The 18,483-nt window shown below is 60.5% G+C and carries 19 protein-coding genes; 6 read left to right on the top strand and 13 right to left on the bottom strand.

The annotated features are described in order from the left end of the window. Window positions 1-32: 32 nt before the first annotated feature. The 6 genes from ACQ5J0_RS03450 to ACQ5J0_RS03425 are packed head-to-tail and all read right to left on the bottom strand — an operon-like array spanning window position 33 to window position 5,978. Window positions 33-1,124, bottom strand: a complete 1,092-nt coding sequence (locus tag ACQ5J0_RS03450; RefSeq protein WP_462569128.1) for an acyl-CoA dehydrogenase family protein — start codon at window positions 1,122-1,124, stop codon at window positions 33-35. Next, on the bottom strand, window positions 1,124-2,374 hold the full coding sequence (locus ACQ5J0_RS03445) for an acyl-CoA dehydrogenase family protein (protein WP_462569127.1): 1,251 nt from the start codon (window positions 2,372-2,374) through the stop codon (window positions 1,124-1,126). The genes ACQ5J0_RS03450 and ACQ5J0_RS03445 overlap by 1 nt, the downstream gene beginning before the upstream one ends. Window positions 2,375-2,381: 7 nt before the next feature. Further along, window positions 2,382-2,843, bottom strand: coding sequence for a Zn-ribbon domain-containing OB-fold protein (locus ACQ5J0_RS03440; RefSeq protein ID WP_462569126.1), 462 nt, complete (start codon window positions 2,841-2,843; stop codon window positions 2,382-2,384). Continuing rightward, window positions 2,840-4,030, bottom strand: coding sequence for a thiolase C-terminal domain-containing protein (locus tag ACQ5J0_RS03435; protein ID WP_462569125.1), 1,191 nt, complete (start codon window positions 4,028-4,030; stop codon window positions 2,840-2,842). The genes ACQ5J0_RS03440 and ACQ5J0_RS03435 overlap by 4 nt, the downstream gene beginning before the upstream one ends. A gap of 22 nt (window positions 4,031-4,052) precedes the next feature. After that, the gene (locus ACQ5J0_RS03430) at window positions 4,053-5,195 is read right to left on the bottom strand and encodes an NAD(P)H-dependent flavin oxidoreductase (RefSeq protein ID WP_462569124.1); all 1,143 of its coding nucleotides are present in this window, start codon (window positions 5,193-5,195) and stop codon (window positions 4,053-4,055) included. Window positions 5,196-5,237: 42 nt separating this feature from the next. After that, complete coding sequence (locus ACQ5J0_RS03425; protein ID WP_305930731.1) at window positions 5,238-5,978, bottom strand: FadR/GntR family transcriptional regulator; 741 nt, start codon at window positions 5,976-5,978, stop codon at window positions 5,238-5,240. Window positions 5,979-6,160: 182 nt separating this feature from the next. On the opposite strand from ACQ5J0_RS03425, the gene ACQ5J0_RS03420 reads away from it, so the two are divergent. Continuing rightward, entirely contained in the window at window positions 6,161-7,423 is a 1,263-nt protein-coding gene (locus tag ACQ5J0_RS03420; RefSeq protein WP_462569123.1) for a cytochrome P450, read from the top strand. Between the two features lie 36 nt (window positions 7,424-7,459). Continuing rightward, complete coding sequence (locus ACQ5J0_RS03415; protein WP_462569122.1) at window positions 7,460-7,786, top strand: 2Fe-2S iron-sulfur cluster-binding protein; 327 nt, start codon at window positions 7,460-7,462, stop codon at window positions 7,784-7,786. Between the two features lie 91 nt (window positions 7,787-7,877). Here ACQ5J0_RS03415 and ACQ5J0_RS03410 read toward each other — a convergent pair whose 3' ends face one another. From ACQ5J0_RS03410 to ACQ5J0_RS03395, 4 genes are all read right to left on the bottom strand, one after another. Next, a complete protein-coding gene (locus ACQ5J0_RS03410; RefSeq protein WP_462569121.1) occupies window positions 7,878-8,648 on the bottom strand; it encodes an NUDIX hydrolase in 771 nt (256 codons plus the stop codon). A 129-nt stretch (window positions 8,649-8,777) separates the two neighbouring features. Further along, window positions 8,778-9,563 carry a MipA/OmpV family protein gene (locus ACQ5J0_RS03405; RefSeq protein ID WP_462569120.1) on the bottom strand — a complete coding sequence of 262 codons (786 nt, stop codon included), beginning with the start codon at window positions 9,561-9,563 and terminating at the stop codon, window positions 8,778-8,780. A 391-nt stretch (window positions 9,564-9,954) separates the two neighbouring features. Further along, window positions 9,955-11,541, bottom strand: a complete 1,587-nt coding sequence (locus ACQ5J0_RS03400) for an ABC1 kinase family protein (RefSeq protein WP_462569119.1) — start codon at window positions 11,539-11,541, stop codon at window positions 9,955-9,957. Between the two features lie 6 nt (window positions 11,542-11,547). Continuing rightward, window positions 11,548-11,928 carry a MarR family winged helix-turn-helix transcriptional regulator gene (locus tag ACQ5J0_RS03395; protein ID WP_462569118.1) on the bottom strand — a complete coding sequence of 127 codons (381 nt, stop codon included), beginning with the start codon at window positions 11,926-11,928 and terminating at the stop codon, window positions 11,548-11,550. A 235-nt stretch (window positions 11,929-12,163) separates the two neighbouring features. Between ACQ5J0_RS03395 and ACQ5J0_RS03390 the strand changes: the two genes are divergently transcribed. From ACQ5J0_RS03390 to ACQ5J0_RS03380, 3 genes are read left to right on the top strand one after another with little or no spacing between them, the layout of a single operon-like run. Then, window positions 12,164-13,291, top strand: a complete 1,128-nt coding sequence (locus ACQ5J0_RS03390) for an HlyD family secretion protein (protein WP_462569117.1) — start codon at window positions 12,164-12,166, stop codon at window positions 13,289-13,291. Further along, a complete protein-coding gene (locus ACQ5J0_RS03385) occupies window positions 13,288-14,859 on the top strand; it encodes an MDR family MFS transporter (protein WP_462569116.1) in 1,572 nt (523 codons plus the stop codon). The genes ACQ5J0_RS03390 and ACQ5J0_RS03385 overlap by 4 nt, the downstream gene beginning before the upstream one ends. A gap of 7 nt (window positions 14,860-14,866) precedes the next feature. Then, window positions 14,867-16,345 carry an efflux transporter outer membrane subunit gene (locus tag ACQ5J0_RS03380; RefSeq protein ID WP_462569114.1) on the top strand — a complete coding sequence of 493 codons (1,479 nt, stop codon included), beginning with the start codon at window positions 14,867-14,869 and terminating at the stop codon, window positions 16,343-16,345. A 14-nt stretch (window positions 16,346-16,359) separates the two neighbouring features. Here ACQ5J0_RS03380 and ACQ5J0_RS03375 read toward each other — a convergent pair whose 3' ends face one another. Both ACQ5J0_RS03375 and ACQ5J0_RS03370 read right to left on the bottom strand, forming a co-directional pair. Then, window positions 16,360-16,755, bottom strand: coding sequence for a hotdog fold thioesterase (locus ACQ5J0_RS03375; RefSeq protein WP_462569113.1), 396 nt, complete (start codon window positions 16,753-16,755; stop codon window positions 16,360-16,362). After that, a complete protein-coding gene (locus ACQ5J0_RS03370) occupies window positions 16,752-17,522 on the bottom strand; it encodes an alpha/beta fold hydrolase (protein WP_462569112.1) in 771 nt (256 codons plus the stop codon). Before ACQ5J0_RS03370 ends, ACQ5J0_RS03375 begins: the two co-directional genes overlap by 4 nt. Between ACQ5J0_RS03370 and ACQ5J0_RS03365 the strand changes: the two genes are divergently transcribed. Continuing rightward, complete coding sequence (locus ACQ5J0_RS03365; protein WP_462570159.1) at window positions 17,466-17,636, top strand: hypothetical protein; 171 nt, start codon at window positions 17,466-17,468, stop codon at window positions 17,634-17,636. The two genes, ACQ5J0_RS03370 and ACQ5J0_RS03365, sit on opposite strands and share 57 nt — an antisense overlap. A gap of 164 nt (window positions 17,637-17,800) precedes the next feature. Here ACQ5J0_RS03365 and ACQ5J0_RS03360 read toward each other — a convergent pair whose 3' ends face one another. Continuing rightward, entirely contained in the window at window positions 17,801-18,409 is a 609-nt protein-coding gene (locus ACQ5J0_RS03360; protein ID WP_462569111.1) for a TetR/AcrR family transcriptional regulator, read from the bottom strand. Window positions 18,410-18,483: the final 74 nt, after the last annotated feature.

Genomic DNA, 18,483 nt, shown 5'->3' with positions numbered 1-18,483 from the left:
GATCTGGCGCGCTCGCCTCCCGGTAAAACTTATCAGGCGGCTTTGGTCCAGCCTTGAAGCACCGCTGCCTCGGCCCGCACCGTTTCCGGCCCGCCAAGGACCTGTCGGTCGAACCCGATCCGCTTGAAGAAGTAGTGCAGGCCAAGCAGATCGGTGAAGCCCATTCCGCCATGTACTTCGGTGGACGTGCGGGCGACGAATCGATGAACTTCGGCCGTGTGGGACTTCGCTTGGCAGGCGACCAGCGATGCCTCATTCGGCATCGCGTCGAAGGTGTGGGCGGCGAACCAGACCAGCGAACGACACGGTTCGTGCCGTGCGGCCATCTCGGCGCACATATGCTTGACCGCCTGGAAACTGCCGATGAGGCGACCAAACTGTTCGCGCTGACCGGCATAAGCGACGGCCTTCTGGATCATGGCCTCGCCCGCGCCCAGGCTGTCTGCCGCCAGGATCACACGGCCCGCATCGCGCAGCCGGGAAGTTGCAACTCCGCCATCGTCAGCAAGCGGCTCCGCCTCGGCACCGTAAAAACGTAATTCCCCGACGCTTCGGGTGCGATCAATTGTGGTCAACGAGATAGTCGTCAGCCCAGATGCTTCGGCGTCGACGAGGTGTAGCCTGCCTTTTGCGTCGGCCACGATATAGGCGTCGGCGCCTTTGAAATCGAGGCAGAACAGGGCAGTGCCGGTGAGCTTTCCGGCAGCGGAGGAAACACCCGAACCGTCCCGCGTTTCTACCGTTTCGGAGATCGCGACACCGACGCGCACCTCCCCGCGCGCGATCTTGGGCAGCCAGCGCGCTTTTTGCTCCTTGCTACCCGCCTCGCGCAAGGCGATCGGTGCAAGAACCTGACTGGCGAGAAACGGTACCGGCGCGACCGCAAAGCCAAGCTGCTCCGCTACTACCGTCGCATCAAGCAAGGTCATGCCGAGGCCGCCATGTTCTTCGGGGACCAGCATTCCGCCGACTCCCAGAACGTTGAGGGCCTCCAACACCCGGTCGCTCGCCGGATTCTCCTGCTCCGCACACCAGCGAACGTGGTCGAGCGGGCAGGTGTCCCGAAGGCAGTGCGCAACCGCGTCACGCAGCATCTGCTGATCCTGCGAAAGTCCGAAGTCCATCAGTTTGCTCCCTGCGCCTGGTGTGCGGGGGCCGTCGTTTGCTGCCCCGCAGCCGCAATCCTTGCCGGCTTCGGCTCGCGCGGCATGTCGAGGCCGCGTTCGGCGATTATGTTCTTCTGGATCTGGGCGGTCCCGCCGCCGATGATGAGACCGAGCTGGAACATGTAGTTCCATTGCCACGCTCCTCCATCGCGTTCGCGAGGGCTGTGGTGATAAAGGATACCCATCTCGCCCATGGCGTCGATCGCCAGCGCGGAAATCTGATGGGCGAGTTCGCAGCTTTGCAACTTCACAATCAGCTTGGCCATCCCGCCCGGTTCTCCCTTCAGGCTATCGGAAAGGACGCGCATGCCGTTGTACTTCATTGCTGCCACTTCTGCCTGAAGCGCGACCAGTCGGTCGCGCAGGACCGGATTGTCGATCGCTCGCCCCTCACCGGTGCGTTCGTCCTGCATCAGCGCGATGAGCGCCTGCATCCTGTTTTCCAGCGCGTCGGGATCGCCCAGCATCCCCCGCTCGTGACCTAAAGTCGCGTTCGCGACCAGCCAACCCTGGCCCCGCTGGCCAACGATCTGGTCCACCGGGACGCGGACATCGGTAAAGAACGTCTCGTTGAACTCGGCATGGCCGGTCATCGTCTTCAGGGGGCGAACCTCGATCCCCGGCGTGTCCATCGAAAAGATCAGGTAGGAGATGCCGCCATGCTTGGGTGCGTCCGGTTCGGTCCGCACCAGGCAAAAGATCATGTCGGCCTGCCTTGCGGTGCTGGTCCAGATCTTCTGCCCGTTGATGACGAACTCGCCATTCTCGACTCGCGCGCTCGTCTTCAGGTTGGCGAGGTCGGACCCGGCGCCAGGTTCGGAATAGCCCTGGCACCAGACCACGTCGCCCTTCAAGGTGGGCTCGATCCAGCGCCGCTTCTGTTCCTCGGAGCCGAGTTCGAGCAGGGTCGGCACCAGCATCGATATTCCCTGGTTGGCGAGCCCTCCCGGCATTCTGGCCCGCGAAAACTCCTCTGCGACGATGCGCGATTCGAGGATATCCGGCTCTGCTCCGTACCCGCCGTACTCGCAAGGAATTGTCCGTGCGGTGTAGCCGTGCGCGATCAGCAGGTTTTGCCATTCGATCGCCTCGGCCGAAGGGCGGGCTGCCCGATCACCCGGAGGCGGCGCAAGATGGCGGTGCTCTTCGATGAACGCGCGCACCTCCTGGCGGAAGATATCGTATTCGGGTCCGTAGTCGAGATCCATGGCGTTTCTATCTTTCGCGAGGACGGAAAACAGGCAGCCGGAAGTCATCCCCGACCGTTTCGAATTCTACTTCCACCGGAAGGTCGAGCGCGAGATTTTCGCGATTCCAGTCGATCAGGCGCGTGGCCATGCGAACACCCTCTTCCAGTTCCACAACTGCCGCAACGAAGGGAATCTCGGCGGCAAACGCAGGATGCAGGGCCTGGTGAGTGACAGTCCACGAATACAGCGTCCCCTTGCCGCTGCTGCGTTCCCACGAATATTCAGGCGATCCGCACTTCGCGCACATATACCGGGGCAGGTGGCGGTAAAGGCCGCAATTCCCACACCGCTGGAAATAGAGGTGCCCATCCTGACAGCGTTCCCAGAACTCCTGCTCGACCGGATCCTGAGGGCGCGGCAGCGGCTTGCCAGGCACCTTCTGGCCGGAAGTCCGCATTTTCGGCGGCAGATCCTGCTCATCTTTCATGCAAACCTCCTGAGGATGGCAATGCTCCCGTCGCCGAGGTCCCCCCAGCCGGTCACAAGGCCGATCTGGGCATCTGGCACCTGTCGTTCGCCGCAATCGTGGCGCAACTGGCGCACCGCTTCGATGACATGGTTGAGGCCCCAGACGTGCGCCTCACTGAGCAAGCCGCCATGGGTATTGATCGGGTAGCGGCCACCGAGCTCGATTTGTCCGTTGGCGACGAATTCCGCCTGCCCTCCAGGCTCGCAATACCCAAGAGCTTCGAGCTGCAGCAGAACGACATAGGTGAAGCAGTCGTAGATCTGCAGGAAATCCATGTCTTCCCGGTTGACCCCGGCCATCTCGAAGGCACGCGGCGCGGCATAGGTGAGCCCGATCTTGAAGGGATCGGGCCGGGAAGGGATATCATCTGCGGGGTAAGGATGGCCTTCGGCGGTGCCGGCGATGGCCACGGGCACATGGGGCATGTCCTTCGCCCGATCGATCCGCGAAATGACGACCGCACAGGCGCCATCGGTTTCCAGACAGCAATCGTAGAGGCGAAACGGCTCGGAAATCCAGCGCGCAGCGTGATAGGTTTCGGCATCGAGCGCCCGACCATAAGTGAAGGCGCGGGGGTTCAACTGCGCGTGCCGATGGCAGGCCAGTGCGATAGCCGCCATCGCATCCGCGCCTACCCCGTATAGCTGCGAATGGCGGGTCGCCAGCCACGCATACATCTGGACCGGCAGGAACACGCCATAGGGGATATAATAGCCCTGGATGGTATTGGTCAGCGTGTTCATGTTCATCGGCCGGGTTGGCGGCGCACCGGCCTTGGGCCTGAGCGCCGAATAACCATTCCAGCCCAGCGTCACGAGGACGTGATTGCAGACGCCGCTGGCGATCGCCATCGCAGCGTTCTGCAACGCCGTCGTCGGGCTGGCGCCGCCCATGTGGACGGTGGCCGCATAGCGCAGCACGTCGATGCCGAGGTTGGCGGCCATTTCCTCCGATGTCGTGTAGATCGGCGGCGGAACCATGCCGTCGATGTCGGACGGCGTCAGCCCCGCGTCAGCGATCGCGCGGCGCGATGCCTCGAGCATCATGTCAACCGCGGTCCGTTCCGTGCCTTTCACAAAGTCCGTTTCGCCGACGCCGGTAATTGCAGCCTTGTCCGCGAAGCCGCGTGAGGGTGATGTGGTCATGCCATGCCCCGTTCAGCCGCTGTCAGGAATATGAACGGGCGCTGGCCAGGGCTGTTTCCGCCTCATCCACCAGATCGCGCATGACCTCTGCCGCTGGCCGGATCGCGTCGATCAGGCCAATTCCCTGGCCAGCAAAGCCAGGCATGATGTCCTTGCGTTCGGCCTTGATGCCCGACGCCATGACCGGCCCCGAAACCATCGACTGATACGGCATGGGAAGGGGCTCCTTGCCCGCCGCAACCCATGCATCGGCCCATTTGTTGCGGATCATTCGCGCGGGCTTGCCGGTCAGCGAACGACTGACGACCGTGTCCGCATCGCCGCTTTCGGTGATCGCTTCCTTCTGGAAGTGCTCGATCCCGGCTTCGTCCGTAGCGAGGAAGGCCGTGCCGATCCACGCACCTTCGGCCCCCAGCATCAGCGCCGCGGCGACTCCGCGACCGTCGGAAATACCGCCTGCCCCGATCACGGGCACACGATTGCCGACTGCATCGACGACCTGCGGGATCAGCGACATGGTTCCTATCGGGGAATTGTGGCCGCCGCCATCGTGACCCTGCGCCACGATCATGTCGATACCGGAATCGACCACCTGCCGAGCGTGCTTGACCTTGCCGATCACCGCCATGACCTTGGTGCCATTGGCGTGAAGACGGTCCATCCAGGGCTCAGGATTGCCGAGGCCAGCGGCATAGACCGGCACCTTCTCCTCAATCACCACTTCCATCTGCGCCTCGAAGAACTCTCTCGAGAACAGCTGGAGCCCGCTCTTGCCCATTTCCGGCGCACCCGCGGCGCGCATCGCCGCTGCAGCATCGACGTGGGGCAGATGCTCCCGCTCCATGAAATCGCGGGTGAACTCCTGGTATTCGCCTAGCAATGCCATCGGGTTGTCGGGCGCATCACCACTTTGTGGCGACGAACCCCGCCTGACCGAGGCTGGCAGAAGGGTGTCCACCCCGAACGGCTTATCGGTCATCTCGCGGGTCTGACGGATCCAGCTACGCAACTGGTCCGGCGAGCACGCCGCTGCGCCCAGAACGCCGAGCCCCCCGGCATTCGAAACGGCAGCCGCGAGCGCGGGAACGCTCGCCCCGCCCATGCCGGCGAGGAGGATCGGATATTCGATCCCGAGAATTTCGCAAATGCGGCTCTTGAGTGCCATCGTTGTCTTCCTCTCCATCCCGCGACCGTCCCGGACGCGTAGCTAAATGTGTCCCCACCGGACCTTCTGGCTCACCAGTTCCGGGCTTCTCTCCGCGAGATAGGCGGCGGACCCCGACACAAGACGGGCCATGGAGTTCCGCGCAGCTTCGCTATCGCCGGTGCGAACGGCCTCAAGAACGCGGCGCAGAAATCGCAATTGAACAGCTCGTTCCTGCGCCGAATAGCCCAGCGAGTGCGAGAATTCGCGGGTCAGCAAATGCATCGCCGAAGTCAGCAGGCCGAATAGGGGATTGCCGCTGGCCCAGCCCAAAAGGTCGTGAAAGCGGCGATTCAATTCCTCGAACCTGCTTCCTTCGACATTGCGCTCGAGCTCCTTGAGGCAATCCGCAAGGGCGCTCAGGTCGCCAGTGGTCGCTCGCTGGGCGGCGTAAGCGGCAACATCGGGCGCGATCGCTTCGCGCAGTTCGAGCAGCCCCCGCAGGTCTGCCTCCATGAAATGCAGGATAAGCGAAAGACTGTTAGCAAAATCGCCGGTTTGCGGACGTGCGACGACCGGACCGCCGCCGCGCCCCAGTTGCAGATGAATGACGCCCTGGAGTTCGAGGAAGCGCAGCGCCTCTCGCAAGGTTGCCCGGGCAACGTCATATCGCGCAAGCATTTCATCCTCGCGCGGCAACCGGTCCCCCGCAATATGGGCTCCAGCTTCGATATCGCGAACAATGTGCTGAGCGAGCGAGAGCGCGCGCTTGGTCTTCTTCGTGACATCGGCCCTCGGCCGCATCTGTCGATTAGCTCCCATCAAGAATGCTTATAAGACTTAAATCGCAACCCTGTCCACACTTCCTTCCGAAGGGTGTGGCACTGAGGGTCGAGAAATTAAAGATTATAAGGATTATTGACGACTAGGGATGGGCGGCCTACCTTTCGCCAATGCCGACGAGTAGCCACGACGAAGGATGGGACATGGAAACCGCCACGATTGAACTGGATTCGGCAGAAAAGATCGCGTCCATCCCGATCGACGAGATCGATGTTTCGCGACCAAGCCTGTTCCAGAAGGACACCATAGGTCTGTTCTTCGATCGCCTGCGGCGTGAAGACCCTGTCCACTACTGCCGGGCCAGCTACGTCGGGCCCTACTGGTCGATCACCAAGTTCGACGACATCATGGCGGTCGATACCAACCACAAGGTTTTTTCGTCGGAGGCGAAACTGGGCGGCATCGCAATCCAGGATATGCATTCCGTCGAAGGCGCGCTTGAACTCGAAATGTTCATCGCCATGGACCCGCCCAAGCACGACCAGCAGCGCAAGGCAGTCACTCCCGCGGTCGCGCCCTCCAACCTGCTGCTGCTCGAGCCGATTATTCGCGAGCGCGCAGGCGAAATTCTCGACACGCTACCCGTTGGCGAAGAATTCGACTGGGTCGACAAGGTCTCTATAGAATTAACCACGATGACCCTGGCGACCTTGTTCGATTTTCCGTGGGAAGAGCGACGCAAGCTCACACGATGGTCAGACGTGACAACGGCCGCGCCCGAAACTGGAATCGTGGAATCCTACGAGGCACGGCGAGCTGAGCTCATCGAATGCGCAATGTATTTCAAAGGCCTGTGGGAGCAGCGCATCAACGAAGAACCGAAGAACGATCTGATTTCGATGATGGCTCATTCGCCTGCGACTCAGGACATGCCCTTCCTGGAATTTCTCGGCAATCTCCTCCTGCTTATCGTTGGCGGCAACGACACCACGCGCAATTCCATCAGCGGGGGCGTCCTGGCGCTCAACCAGAACCCGGATGAATACCGCAAGCTGAACGAGGACCCTTCGCTGATCGCCAGCATGGTGCCCGAGATCATCCGCTGGCAGACCCCGCTGACCCATATGCGGCGCACTGCCGTTCAGGATTGGGAGATCGGTGGCAAGCAAATCAGGAAAGGCGACAAGGTCGTCATGTGGTACTTGTCGGGCAACCGGGACGAGACAGCGATCGACAGGGCCAGCCAGTTTATTGTCGACCGCAAGAACCCTCGTCATCACCTGTCCTTTGGTTATGGCATACATCGCTGCATGGGCAACCGCCTTGCCGAACTGCAACTGCGGATCATCTGGGAAGAGATTCACAAGCGGTTCGCGCAAGTCGAAGTAACCGGCGAGCCCGAACGCCTGTTTTCAAACCTCGTTCGGGGAATCACCAAGCTACCGGTTCGGCTGCACGCACGCTGACCGGCTGCCCCCGCGAGCAAATATACGGAGTTCAAGATGGTAAAGGTAACGTTCGTTTCCAGTAAGGGAACGCGGCGCGAGGTCGAGGTGGCCAAAGGCGAAACCGCGCGCGAAGCGGCGCTCTTCAACGATGTGCCAGGCATAGACGGCGATTGCGGCGGTGTCTGCGCCTGCGCGACATGTCACGTCCATGTCGATCCCGCGTGGATCGACAAGGTAGGTCGCCTGGCGGACGACAGTATGGAATTCGACCTCCTGCAGTTCGCCGAAGGGACGAGCGAATACAGCCGTCTTGCTTGCCAGATTCCAATAATGCCAGAGCTGGACGGCTTAGTTCTGCACGTCCCCGAGCAGCAATACTGACGGATCACTTTGAGATTTTCGATGAGGTCTCAGTAGCGGCCCCCGATGTACGGAGGCACCAGCAAAGCTCGGGCTTCTTGCAGGCCGGCTTTCAACCTACAAATTCGTAAGCGGCACCATATCCCGCGTTCTCCGGGATAGTGAGGACGTTCTTGCCGTCGCGCTCGACGATCTCAGGTAGGACCGTCACCATCTCGCGGGCTTCAGCCTGTGCAACGCAATCTTCCGCGCTCGTTGCTTCTGCCAGCAATTGCAGGTTCAGCCGGGTCGGGAAAATAACCGTTCGCTCTCCAGCTTCTCCCATTTGCAGCGCCCTGCGCGGCGAAAGCCATTCCGCGTCGACGGTTTCGTATCCGTCGCAGGCGGCAATCTGCCGGTCGGGAGCGCGGACAACGTAGAAATGGGTGTCGAAGCGCTTGTGCATGAATGCTGGCGTAACCCACCTTGCAAACTGAGTAAGCCGGTCGAGCCGCAGTCGCACGCCGGCGTCGCGCACGATGTCTAAAAATCCCTGAGTCCCTCGCTCTACCGCCTTGCGGCTTTCAAGGTCGCAGGCGCCCTCAAATGTCGTACCGTCGCTATTTTCGGCCAACAGGATTCCTGCTTCTTCATAAGCTTCACGGATGGCAGCGATCCGCAAGGTCCGTTGCGTGTGATCGAAGGAATCCCAACCACTGCAATGATCGATCCATTCAGGAACTGCATCGCCGGCTGAGGGCTTGCCACCGGGAAACACCAATGCGCCAGACGCAAAATCGATCTGGTGGTGCCGTTTTACCATGAGAACCTCGAACTTCGGATCGTCGCGCAGCAACAGCATGGTCGCGGCAGAAACCGGATCGACGGGCGTTCGCAAATTCATCCAATTCTCCTCGTGAAGCGTGCCTCTTCAAATTCCTTACGCGCCGGGATCGCTGCGGCAAAGGCTTACGGTGGTGCCGGCGGTCATACGGAGCGGCGACTGCTACCTGCCGCCCCTCATCATCGGGCGTTACGAGCCGGCTGCACCGAACGTATAGGTCAGGCCAAGCCCTCCAGAAATCTGATCTGGTGAACCAACTATTCGCACTACCGGCGAGTCGGCAGCGTCACCCACAAGTCGATCATACTTCGCGTAGCTATAGACTCCCCAACGTTTGGTGATTTGCTGCACATAGCCGAGTGTCGCCCCAACCGACAGAATCCCTCCACCCGCCGAGAACGCTGGCAGGCCGGATACCGAATCGGGAGCTACAGAGAAGTAAGCGCTGTTGTAGGTCTCGTCCGCGAAGGTAACACGAGGGCCGGCTGAAAGGAGCCAGTCGTCCCCCCGACGGGCCACGAAGTCGGCACCGATATTCCCGACCCACCCCTCGTGGCCTCCCAGGCCTTTTCGAAGCTCTGAGCGTAGCCTCACGTTTTCAGACAGATCGTATTGAAGGAACACACCCGGCTCGACCGTGAACCCCACTTTCGGGAGGTCCACGCTAACGTCCGCAGCAGACCGGCTGCCCTCAAAGTTCAGGGCGGGGCCGATGGTCAGTTGCTGAAATCTAACAAGAGGGAATCCGAAACTTTCATCCGGTGCTTCGAATTGAAAGGGATCGGTGCCGCGCGCGCGAGCGACATCGACAAGCGGACGAAAGCTCAGGTCATCGGAACCCGGATAGCTGGGCACAAGCTGACCGCCGAGCGCAATCCGCGTGCGGCGTGGTTTCTGATCATCCTGGGCAAGCGCAGGTTGAGCCGCTGCAAGGAGCAGGACTGCGGTAGCACCGCAAATAGAGACGAAGTTCATTAAAATGCTCCATAACAACATAACCCAAGATTGAGCCTGGAATATATCTGTCCAGTTGATGCCTTACAATAATCGCCGTCTTGGACCGGACGCCGAGCAACCTTATGTGAGTAGTGACCTCTATGTTTCTTAGCGCTGGGATAAGAACGGCGCCATTTTTTAACCATGAACGCGTTGAGCCAATCGGCTGCTCACCGATTTGTACTGGGTCTAAAGAAGCAGGCCCTTGCTTCCATTTGGGTTGCGTTCTCCTATCCAGGCGGTGGTCCCAAAACGGGTTTGGATCGTTTCAGCAAGAGTCTCTCCGTCACTTATCAGGTATGCGCCCGAGGCACTTGCCAAGCGCTGGCCAGTTCCGCCCTGTTCCTGCGGACTTGAAATAACGGCTGCGCTACCACCTCCAGAGAAGGACGAGACCGGCAACTGCCAGTGATGCACCAGCTAGCAGCCAAGACTGATCAACAAGCAGCGCGGAGGCAACGATCAATGCAGCGGCTACCGGCCCTTTGGCGGACTGATCTCGATGGTGGCTGGCCGCGAGCCGTTCGACACTGATCGGATCGAGTTGGACCGGCAGATAGCCAGATTTTGCGATTGAGCTCGCGTTCGCAAGTATACCGGGCAGGGACGCCGACAATCCCAGCAGTTGACGGCGGATTTTCTTCAGCCCTGACCGAGCACTGCCAAGTGAGAACCGCTCTGAGAGAAGCTCCATCATAATCGGCCGGGTTTCCTGGGCAATGTTGTACTCGGGTGCCAGCGATCGGACAAACCCTTCGGCCGTCAGCAAGGTCCGCAGAAGAATGGCTAGATCGGGCGGGAGGACCAGCTGGAAATCCCGTAACAAGTCGAATACTCGCGAGAAGATCTGCGAGAACTCGATACCGGAGAGCACCGCCCCCTTGAACTCTCCAATCAACTGATCGAGATCTAGCGCCAGTGCAGCGCGATCCACTTTAGGCTCTCCCGCCCATGCGAGAAGAACATCAGCGACCCCGCTGGTTTCCTCGCCGGCAATCGCGAGCACAAGCCGAACAATCTCGCCGCGTCTGGCCTTGGTGAGCGTCCCGACCGATCCAAAATCGATGAATCCGACATCCTGTTCGCCGATCAGGAAAACATTACCGGGATGCGGGTCGCCGTGGAATTCACCGTTCAGAATGATCATGCGCAGGACTGCGTCGGCATAGCTTTTGGCGAAACGAGCCACCTGTGGATCGCCAGAGGAGTTGGCCAGCGAAGAAGCCGGCCGGCCGTACAGGCGTTCCTGTACGTTGACCCGGAGCCCCGTTAGTTCCCAATGGATGGCCGGAGTCTTGACCCCAATGGTATCGAGATAGGCGCCAATCCGCTCGCACGCTCTGGATTCCGCAGCGAGGTCCATCTCCCAGGCGAGATTGCGGCCGAAGGTACGCAGAAACTCGGCTGGCCGGTAGCGAGCAATGTCTGGCGACCGTGCTTCCGCGATCCCGGCAAGGCGTACAAGGAGGCGCACATCAGCCTCCATCCGAGCGGCAGTGCCTGGCCGCCGAACCTTCACGATGACATCGCTTCCGTCCCGCAGTTTGGCGGAATAGGTCTGCGCTATGGAGGCGGAGGCCAAAGGCTGTTCGTCGAATTGCACAAAGTCGTTCCGCCAGTCCTCACCCCAGCTTGAAGCAAGAACGGGCTCGATATGCGCGAAAGGTACTGGCGACACCTGATCGTGCAGGGTTGAGAATGCCGTGATCCAGTTTTCGGCAAACAGATCGCTGCGCGTGGCGAGGAGCTGCCCCAGCTTTATACCCACCGGCCCGATGTCACGCAGGAACGCGACCACTGCGGCTGGGCGAAATTCGCGGGTGTCAATAACTGGGCTGGTAGAAGGAATAAACCCGAAGGCTCCCGCGAGGTTCTTGGCCCCGTGCCTTACAAGAATCTGGCCGATCTCCGCAGCGCGAGCCATACTGCTTATAGGCTTTTCAGGAAAAGAAGACATGTTTTTTTAATCTGCCTCGTTCCGTTGTTGGTCAAGATTTGCCGATACCCTCGCAAGAATGTCTCTCAATGTACGTTTCTCATCCGCGGCAATGTCGCGCCAGAGCAGGTCATGAAGCCGATCAGCGGAGCCCCTTAGTTCGGGCAGGAGGTCATCAAGCCGCTCAGTGAGAATGAGCTGCCACGCTCGCCGGTCCTTTTTGGCTCGAACCCTTTCCATTAGCCCTCTGCCACAAAGACTTGCGACCGCTTGGCCGATAGTCGCTGATTCCAGTTCCAGTTTCTTCGCTATTTCGGCCTGCGTGAGGACAGGGTCGCGAAGAAGTTGTCCGATGATCCGCCACTGTGTCTGATTGAGACCGATCCTGGCGACCCGTGCATCGTACATCCTTCGGGCTCCCCGACTGATCTCGTTCAAAAGATAGAGAATGCGGTCATCATCGGTTAATACCTTCCGCCGACGCTGAGACCGTGTCACGGTATCTGGGTTTTCGTCCATAGGACTGTGTAGTCCGATCGCCTCGGATGCCCAAACACAAACTGCTAAAACACTTTACTATATGACGCACGGCCTATAGGCGCGTGGCCCGTTCACCTCTTACTGAAGCTGCCGAAAGAGTCAGATGACCGATACCTCCAACGAACCGGAGCAGGAGGGCACAACCCCAACGAACCCGCGATCGCGACGTAGCTTGCGCGTCGTGTTAATCATTATTGGTCTTGCCGTCCTGCTTGGCGGGGGCTGGTGGTACTTCCGGCACGTTACCTACGGCCAGTACATGCAGTCGACCGACAATGCCTATGTCGCTGTCGACAGCGTCGTTATCTCTTCCAAGGTAGCGGGATACGTCGAGGAGGTCTTCGTGGGGGAGAACGAGCAGGTTGCTCGCGGCGGGGTCCTCGTACAACTGGATTTGCGGGATTATCAGGCGCAAGCTCAACAGGCACGCGCGCAGATTGCCGCGACGCTCGCCGGGGCAGACACAATCCGGTCTCAGGTTACCGAGCAGGACGCGGCCATCCGGCAGGCGCGAGCGCAGCTTGCCGGTGCCCGCGCCTCGGTCGACCTCGCGAACGACCAGGTGGCGCGGTATCGACCGTTGGCCGCCACCGGAGCCGAACCGCGGGAAAAGCTCGAACAGTATGAGGCGCAGGCGCGGCAGGCGCGCGCCGAACTCGCAGCTGCGCAGGCGGCGGTTTCTGCCGCGACGGCTCGCCGGGCGACCCTGTTCGAGCAGATTGGCCAGACCCGGGCGCAGGCCGACGCTGCGCGCGCGCAGCTAGAAACAGCCGACCTTACGGTTGAATCGACCTTGCTGCGCGCCAGCAAGGCAGGCCGGGTCGGCGATCTCTCGGTGAGGGTGGGCCAGTTCGTGCAGCCGGGTCAGCGTTTGATGACGGTGGTTCCGGTAAGCGCGATCTACGTGACCGCGAACTTCAAGGAGACGCAGGTCGGCCTGATCCGACCCGGCCAGAGCGTCCGGCTCGAGGTCGACGCCCTGCCCGACCTTGGAATTGCGGGACGTGTCGACAGCATATCGCCGGGAACGGGAGCGGAATTTTCAATCCTCCCCCCCGAGAATGCCACCGGCAATTTTACGAAGGTCGTTCAGCGGATACCCGTCCGCATAGCTATTAAGGCTCCTCTTGAAGTTCGGCGTCTGCTCGTTCCCGGCATGTCAGTCGTGGCGACCGTTGACACCCGGAATGCGGCAGGTGAACTGGAAGAAATCTCGAGCCGGACGCAATGACCGAGGGACTGGCAGCCCCTGGCACTCCCGGAAGTCCGGTCGCGGGCCGGAAAAACGCGGACGCGACCGCCTGGGTTGCTGTGGCCGCGGGCGCGCTCGGCGCCATGCTCGCGACGCTGGACATATCAATCGTCAATTCGGCTCTGCCTGTCATACAAGGTGAGATCGGTGCCACAGGCGCTGAGGGCACCTGGATCGCCACCTCCTTTCTCGTTGCCGAGATTGTCGTCATTCCTCTGAGCGCCTGGCTGGAACGCCTTTTCGGTCTGCGAACCCTCCTCATCATCGCGGTCAGCGCGTTCACCGCCTTTTCGGTGCTGTGCGGGATTGCAACCGACCTTACGACCATGATTATCGGCCGCACGGGCCAGGGCTTCATGGGCGGAGTGCTCATTCCAACGGCAATGACCATCGTCGCCAAAAGGCTGCCGCCGCATCAGCAGCCGATCGGGATGGCTTTGTTCGGCATGACCGTGATCCTCGGGCCCGTGATGGGGCCATTAATCGGCGGGTGGCTGACTGAAAATTTGAGCTGGCACTATGCCTTCTTCGTCAACGTGCCGGTTTGCGGTGTGCTGCTGCTCCTGCTGTTCGTTGGTCTGCCCCACGAGAAGCCGAAGTGGGAATATCTCACCGACGCGGATTGGGCGGGCATTCTCGGGCTCATCCTGGGGCTGGGCGGCCTCACGGTTGTCCTCGAGGAGGGCCACCGCGAGGAATGGTTCGATTCCTCGCTCATTCGCTGGCTCACGGTCATCACAATCGTCGGATTTGCCTCGCTAATCTACGGACAGGTGAAGGCACGCAAGCCGGTCTTGAAGCTGCAGCTCCTGTTCAATCGACAGTTCGCCAGCGTCGCGATCATGGCGCTCGCCCTGGGCATGGTGATGTATGGTTCGACCTACGTCATCCCGCAGTTCCTCGCGATCATTTCTGACTACAACGCGCTTCAGACTGGACTGGTCATCTTCTGGATGGGCGTCCCGGCCTTCCTGTTGATGCCTGTGCTTCCCTTGATGATCCGAAAGATCGACATTCGCATCGCCGTCGGCGCCGGCATGTTGCTGATGGCGGTCAGCTGCTTTGTCAGCACCAGCCTTACAGCCGAATCCGGGGGTGCCGTTTTCACCGAGAGCCAGCTCCTACGCGGTGTCGGCATGATCCTGTCGATGATGTTCCTGAACCAAGCGACAGTGGCTTCGGTTGCCAAGGAGGACGCTGGCGACGCTTCGGGGATTTTCAACGCGGCCCGCAATCTTGGTGGCTCTTTCGCTCTTTCAGCTCTGGCATCGTTCCAGGACCAACGAATCTGGCATCACAGCCGGCGAATGGAAGAGACGCTGAATGCGAACAGCGTTTCGCTGCAGGCCTATCTCGACGGGCTGGCGCGAAACTTCGGCGGCATGGAGGGGGCGATGGCCGTCCTGAGCCGCACCCTCCAACGCGAGGCGTTCATAATGACCTACAATGACGTCTTCCTGGTGATGGGGGTCCTGACCCTCGTGACGGTTCCGCTAGTCCTCTTCCTGAGGCCGCTTCCAAAAAATGTCTCCCTTTCGATGCACTGAGCCCAACATGATGCGCCGTTCAATACCATCGCTTCTACTCATCGCCTTGCTGGCTGGCTGTACGGCTGGGCCGGACTACGCAGGCCCTCCGAAAATATTGTCGGCGGATACGGGCCATGGGTTTGTCCGCGCTGGCGAGGACGTAGGCGTCTTGGACCCGGCCCTGGCCGAATGGTGGGTGCTGCTCGACGATCCTGAACTGACACGGCTGGTCGAAACTGCGTTGTCCGAAAATCCGTCGCTCCAGGCAGCGCAAGCGCGCATCGCGCAGGCCCGGGCATCGGTCAGGCAGGATCGGGCGGGCAGAATGCCAGCGCTGGGAACACAGGCCACCACTATTCAGGGCCGGCTTCCCGGCCTCGACATCCAAGGAGGGCCACCCCCCTCCTCACAGCAACCCGATCCGGAGGCGGGAAGCGACGACGCCCTCAGCTTTTACAATGTTGGTCTCAATGCCAACTGGGAGCTGGAGTTTGCGGGCGGCTCGCGGAGGCGTATCGAGGCCGGCAACGCGCAGGCTGCGGCAACGGTCGCCAATGCGGAGGACGCAAAGGTCCAGCTGACCGCCGAAGTTGCCAATAACTACGTCAACTTGCGGGAGGCTCAGTTCCGCGCCGACCAATACCGGACGCAGATCAAGCTGCAGGAAGAAATCCTGGCCCTGACTTATCAGCGGTATCAGCAGGGGGCGCTGCCGCTGTTCCCAGTGGGCAACGCGAACGCCGAGCTGGAGGTGCTCAAGTCCCAGTTCGCCGAGGCGGAGGCCGACATTGCGGTCCTGCTCGACGCGCTTGCCATACTGTCCGGCCGGATTCCCGGATCGACTGCCGAAGAACTCGGGACGCCGCGTGATATCCCTCTGCCACCGGAACAAGTCACTGTCGGCGAGCCGGCAAGTCTCGTGGCGCGTCGGCCCGACATCAGGGCAGCTGAGCGCACTCTCGCCGCTGCAACGGCCAGGATCGGGGTGGCCGAAGCGGCAAGGTTCCCGAAACTGTCCTTCATGGGGATTCTGGGTCTTGGCGGATCTTCCCCCGACGACATCTTCGATGTGGGTGAATTTTCGGCATTGGCGCTACCTCGCCTGGAATGGAACTTCCTCGATTTTGATAGGGTAGACGCGTCGGTCGATCGCGCCGGGGCTGTCCGCGACGAAGCTGTCGCCAACTACCGTCAAACCGTCCTCTCGGCGCTACAGGATGCCGAGCGAGCTCTGGCACGATTTGGCCAACAACGGGTCGCACTGGCAGCCCGCGCTCAGATCAAGAGCCAGGCCGATAGCGCCGCTGATCTGAATCGCCAGCGCTTTGCGGCAGGAGCGATCTCGAGGGCTGACCTCAATCGAGCGCTACGCGACCAGCAGCAGGCTTCGGCAGACCTCGCCCGGGCAAAAGGCGCCCTTACTCTGGCTTGGATCGCACTGCAGAAGTCGCTGGGCTTGGGGTGGCAAGGGCCTGTTTCGAGATCAACAGTTCCGCCGCGCTGATTAATTGATCCGGTTCACGAGAAGTAGGCGCCCCTGCCGCTGGCGACCAACTTGCCGTCGGGTCCGAGAATCTGGGTTTCCGCCACCGAAATCTGTCGCCCGATCTTCACGATCTGTCCGTGAGCAGTGAGAGGGCCTGTGGTTGCAGGACGGTGGTAATCGACGTGCAGATCGGCCGTCGCTTTCGCCGCGGAACCCCCCGCAATCAAAGTATAAAGCCCAGTGAGGTCGACCAGTGAAGCCAGGACCCCTCCATGCGCCGACCCAATCATAGGGTTCGACACGATCTCTTCGCGCCATGGCATGGTGATCGCGATTCCCTGGTCGGAGGATGTTGCAATCTCCAGCCCAAGCCATCGGTGAAACGGCGCGATATCCAGCATTTCCTGCAGGCGCTCTCGATCGATCATGGCTCCCTCGTCCCATGTGGCTGAGTCGTATCGGATGAGTGATGGCGCCCTAGGAAATCGACGATAGCGGCGGAAAAGGCATCGTTCGCATCGCCCACGACCATGTGCGTGGCATCGGCAATATCGGTGTATTCTGTATGAGGTACCAGTTGGCGCAGATGCGAAACGGCCTCTTTGGAAACAAGATCGCTCGAAGCGCCGCGGATGAGATGCAGCGGAAGTGCGAAATTCTTCGCGGCTAGGCTCAGCTGTGCCGACTGCCGGTCCTGATTGCCAGGATCGCTTCGTCTGGTAGCCGCGATATTGCGGATGAAAGCGGGGTCCCAATGCCAATAAAAGCGGCCATCCTCTTTTTGCCGCAGATAGCTTTTGAGGCCATCGCTTGCGCCGCGCCTGGCACGATGCGGCATATAGCGAGCGATCACGGCCGCCGCCTCCTGCGGTGAAGCGAAGCCGCTATCGACATGCTCTTCCATGAAGCCGATCACTCGCATCACGCCGTCGGACTCCATGCGCGGAAATATGTCGACCAAGGTTAGCGAGGCAAACGTGCCGGGTGCGAGTTCGCCTTCGGCGAGAATTCCTGCCATTCCGCCTAGCGAAGCCCCGACCAGGGCTGGGCGACGCCGCATAAGAGACGCGATGTTGACCAAGTCAGCCGCAAAATTTCGGACCTCGTAAGCGCCCTCAAGGGCCCAGTCGCTATCTCCATGCCCTCGAAGATCGACCGCAATCGTGCGAAAGCCTTCTTGAGCGAGATCGCACATTACGCGCCTCCACGCCCGCCGGGTCTGACCGCCCCCATGGGCGAGCAGGACAGGCATCGCGTTCTGGTCCCCGTAGGCTTCAGCGGCAAGACCAATTCCTGCCTCACCGTGTAAGATCATTGCTTCCGTCTGCACTAAAGCATCACCTTTTATGACTTAACGGCTCTTCCTCGACTGCGAACCGTGTATCCGGGATGGCGATCGCTTACTCGATCCACACGGCACGGTCCTAAATCGGCGGCATCTGGCTGCCCATCCGCCGTTATCCCCTCAGTCATTCAGGCACCATAGCGCGCCATGAAGGTGTCGTGAGCCGCGCGGGCGACACGCTCGCATTGGGCGACAGGCACTTTCTCATGCGAACCGAATAGGCGGTTGTCGAAAATAGACACTTTGCATAGTTCGACGAGCTGCTGTGCAGCGATTTGCTCATCCTCCACGGTCAGTTCGCCACGGCCGCACCATACACGCAGAAGCACCCTGACCTTTTCCGTCCCTCGGCGCGGACCGGCGTCCATAATCGCCGCTGTCGCGAGTGGGAAGCGTTCGAACCCCCCTACTGCAATACGACATAAATGCACGGCACTGTCGTGCCGTCCAAATAGATCAGTCAACTGATTTGCAACTACGAGCAAACCTTTTCGCGCAGACAATTCAGCCAGCCTTGGCTCGGCGATTTCGTTGCGAACACTTCTAAGGGCGTTTTCTACAGTCGCGACATAGAGAGCGCCCTTGTTTGGAAAGTGACTGTAAAGTGTAGGCTTGGCAACTTTTGCTTCTCGTGCCACCTGCTCCATGCTGGTGCCATCAAAGCCTTCCCTTACAAACACCCGGGTGGCGCCTGAGAGGATCGCCTCGTGCTTTCGGGCTTTGACGGCTCCATTCATCAGTCTGCTACCAGCCCAAATCGTTACGTTACTAATATCAGCACCCCGCGGTACGACGTTCGCAGCCGTTGACC

The organism is Qipengyuania sp. SM2512, from assembly GCF_054954005.1.
Note: the sequence above shows the minus strand (reverse complement) of the source record. Positions and strands in the feature narration are given on the sequence as shown.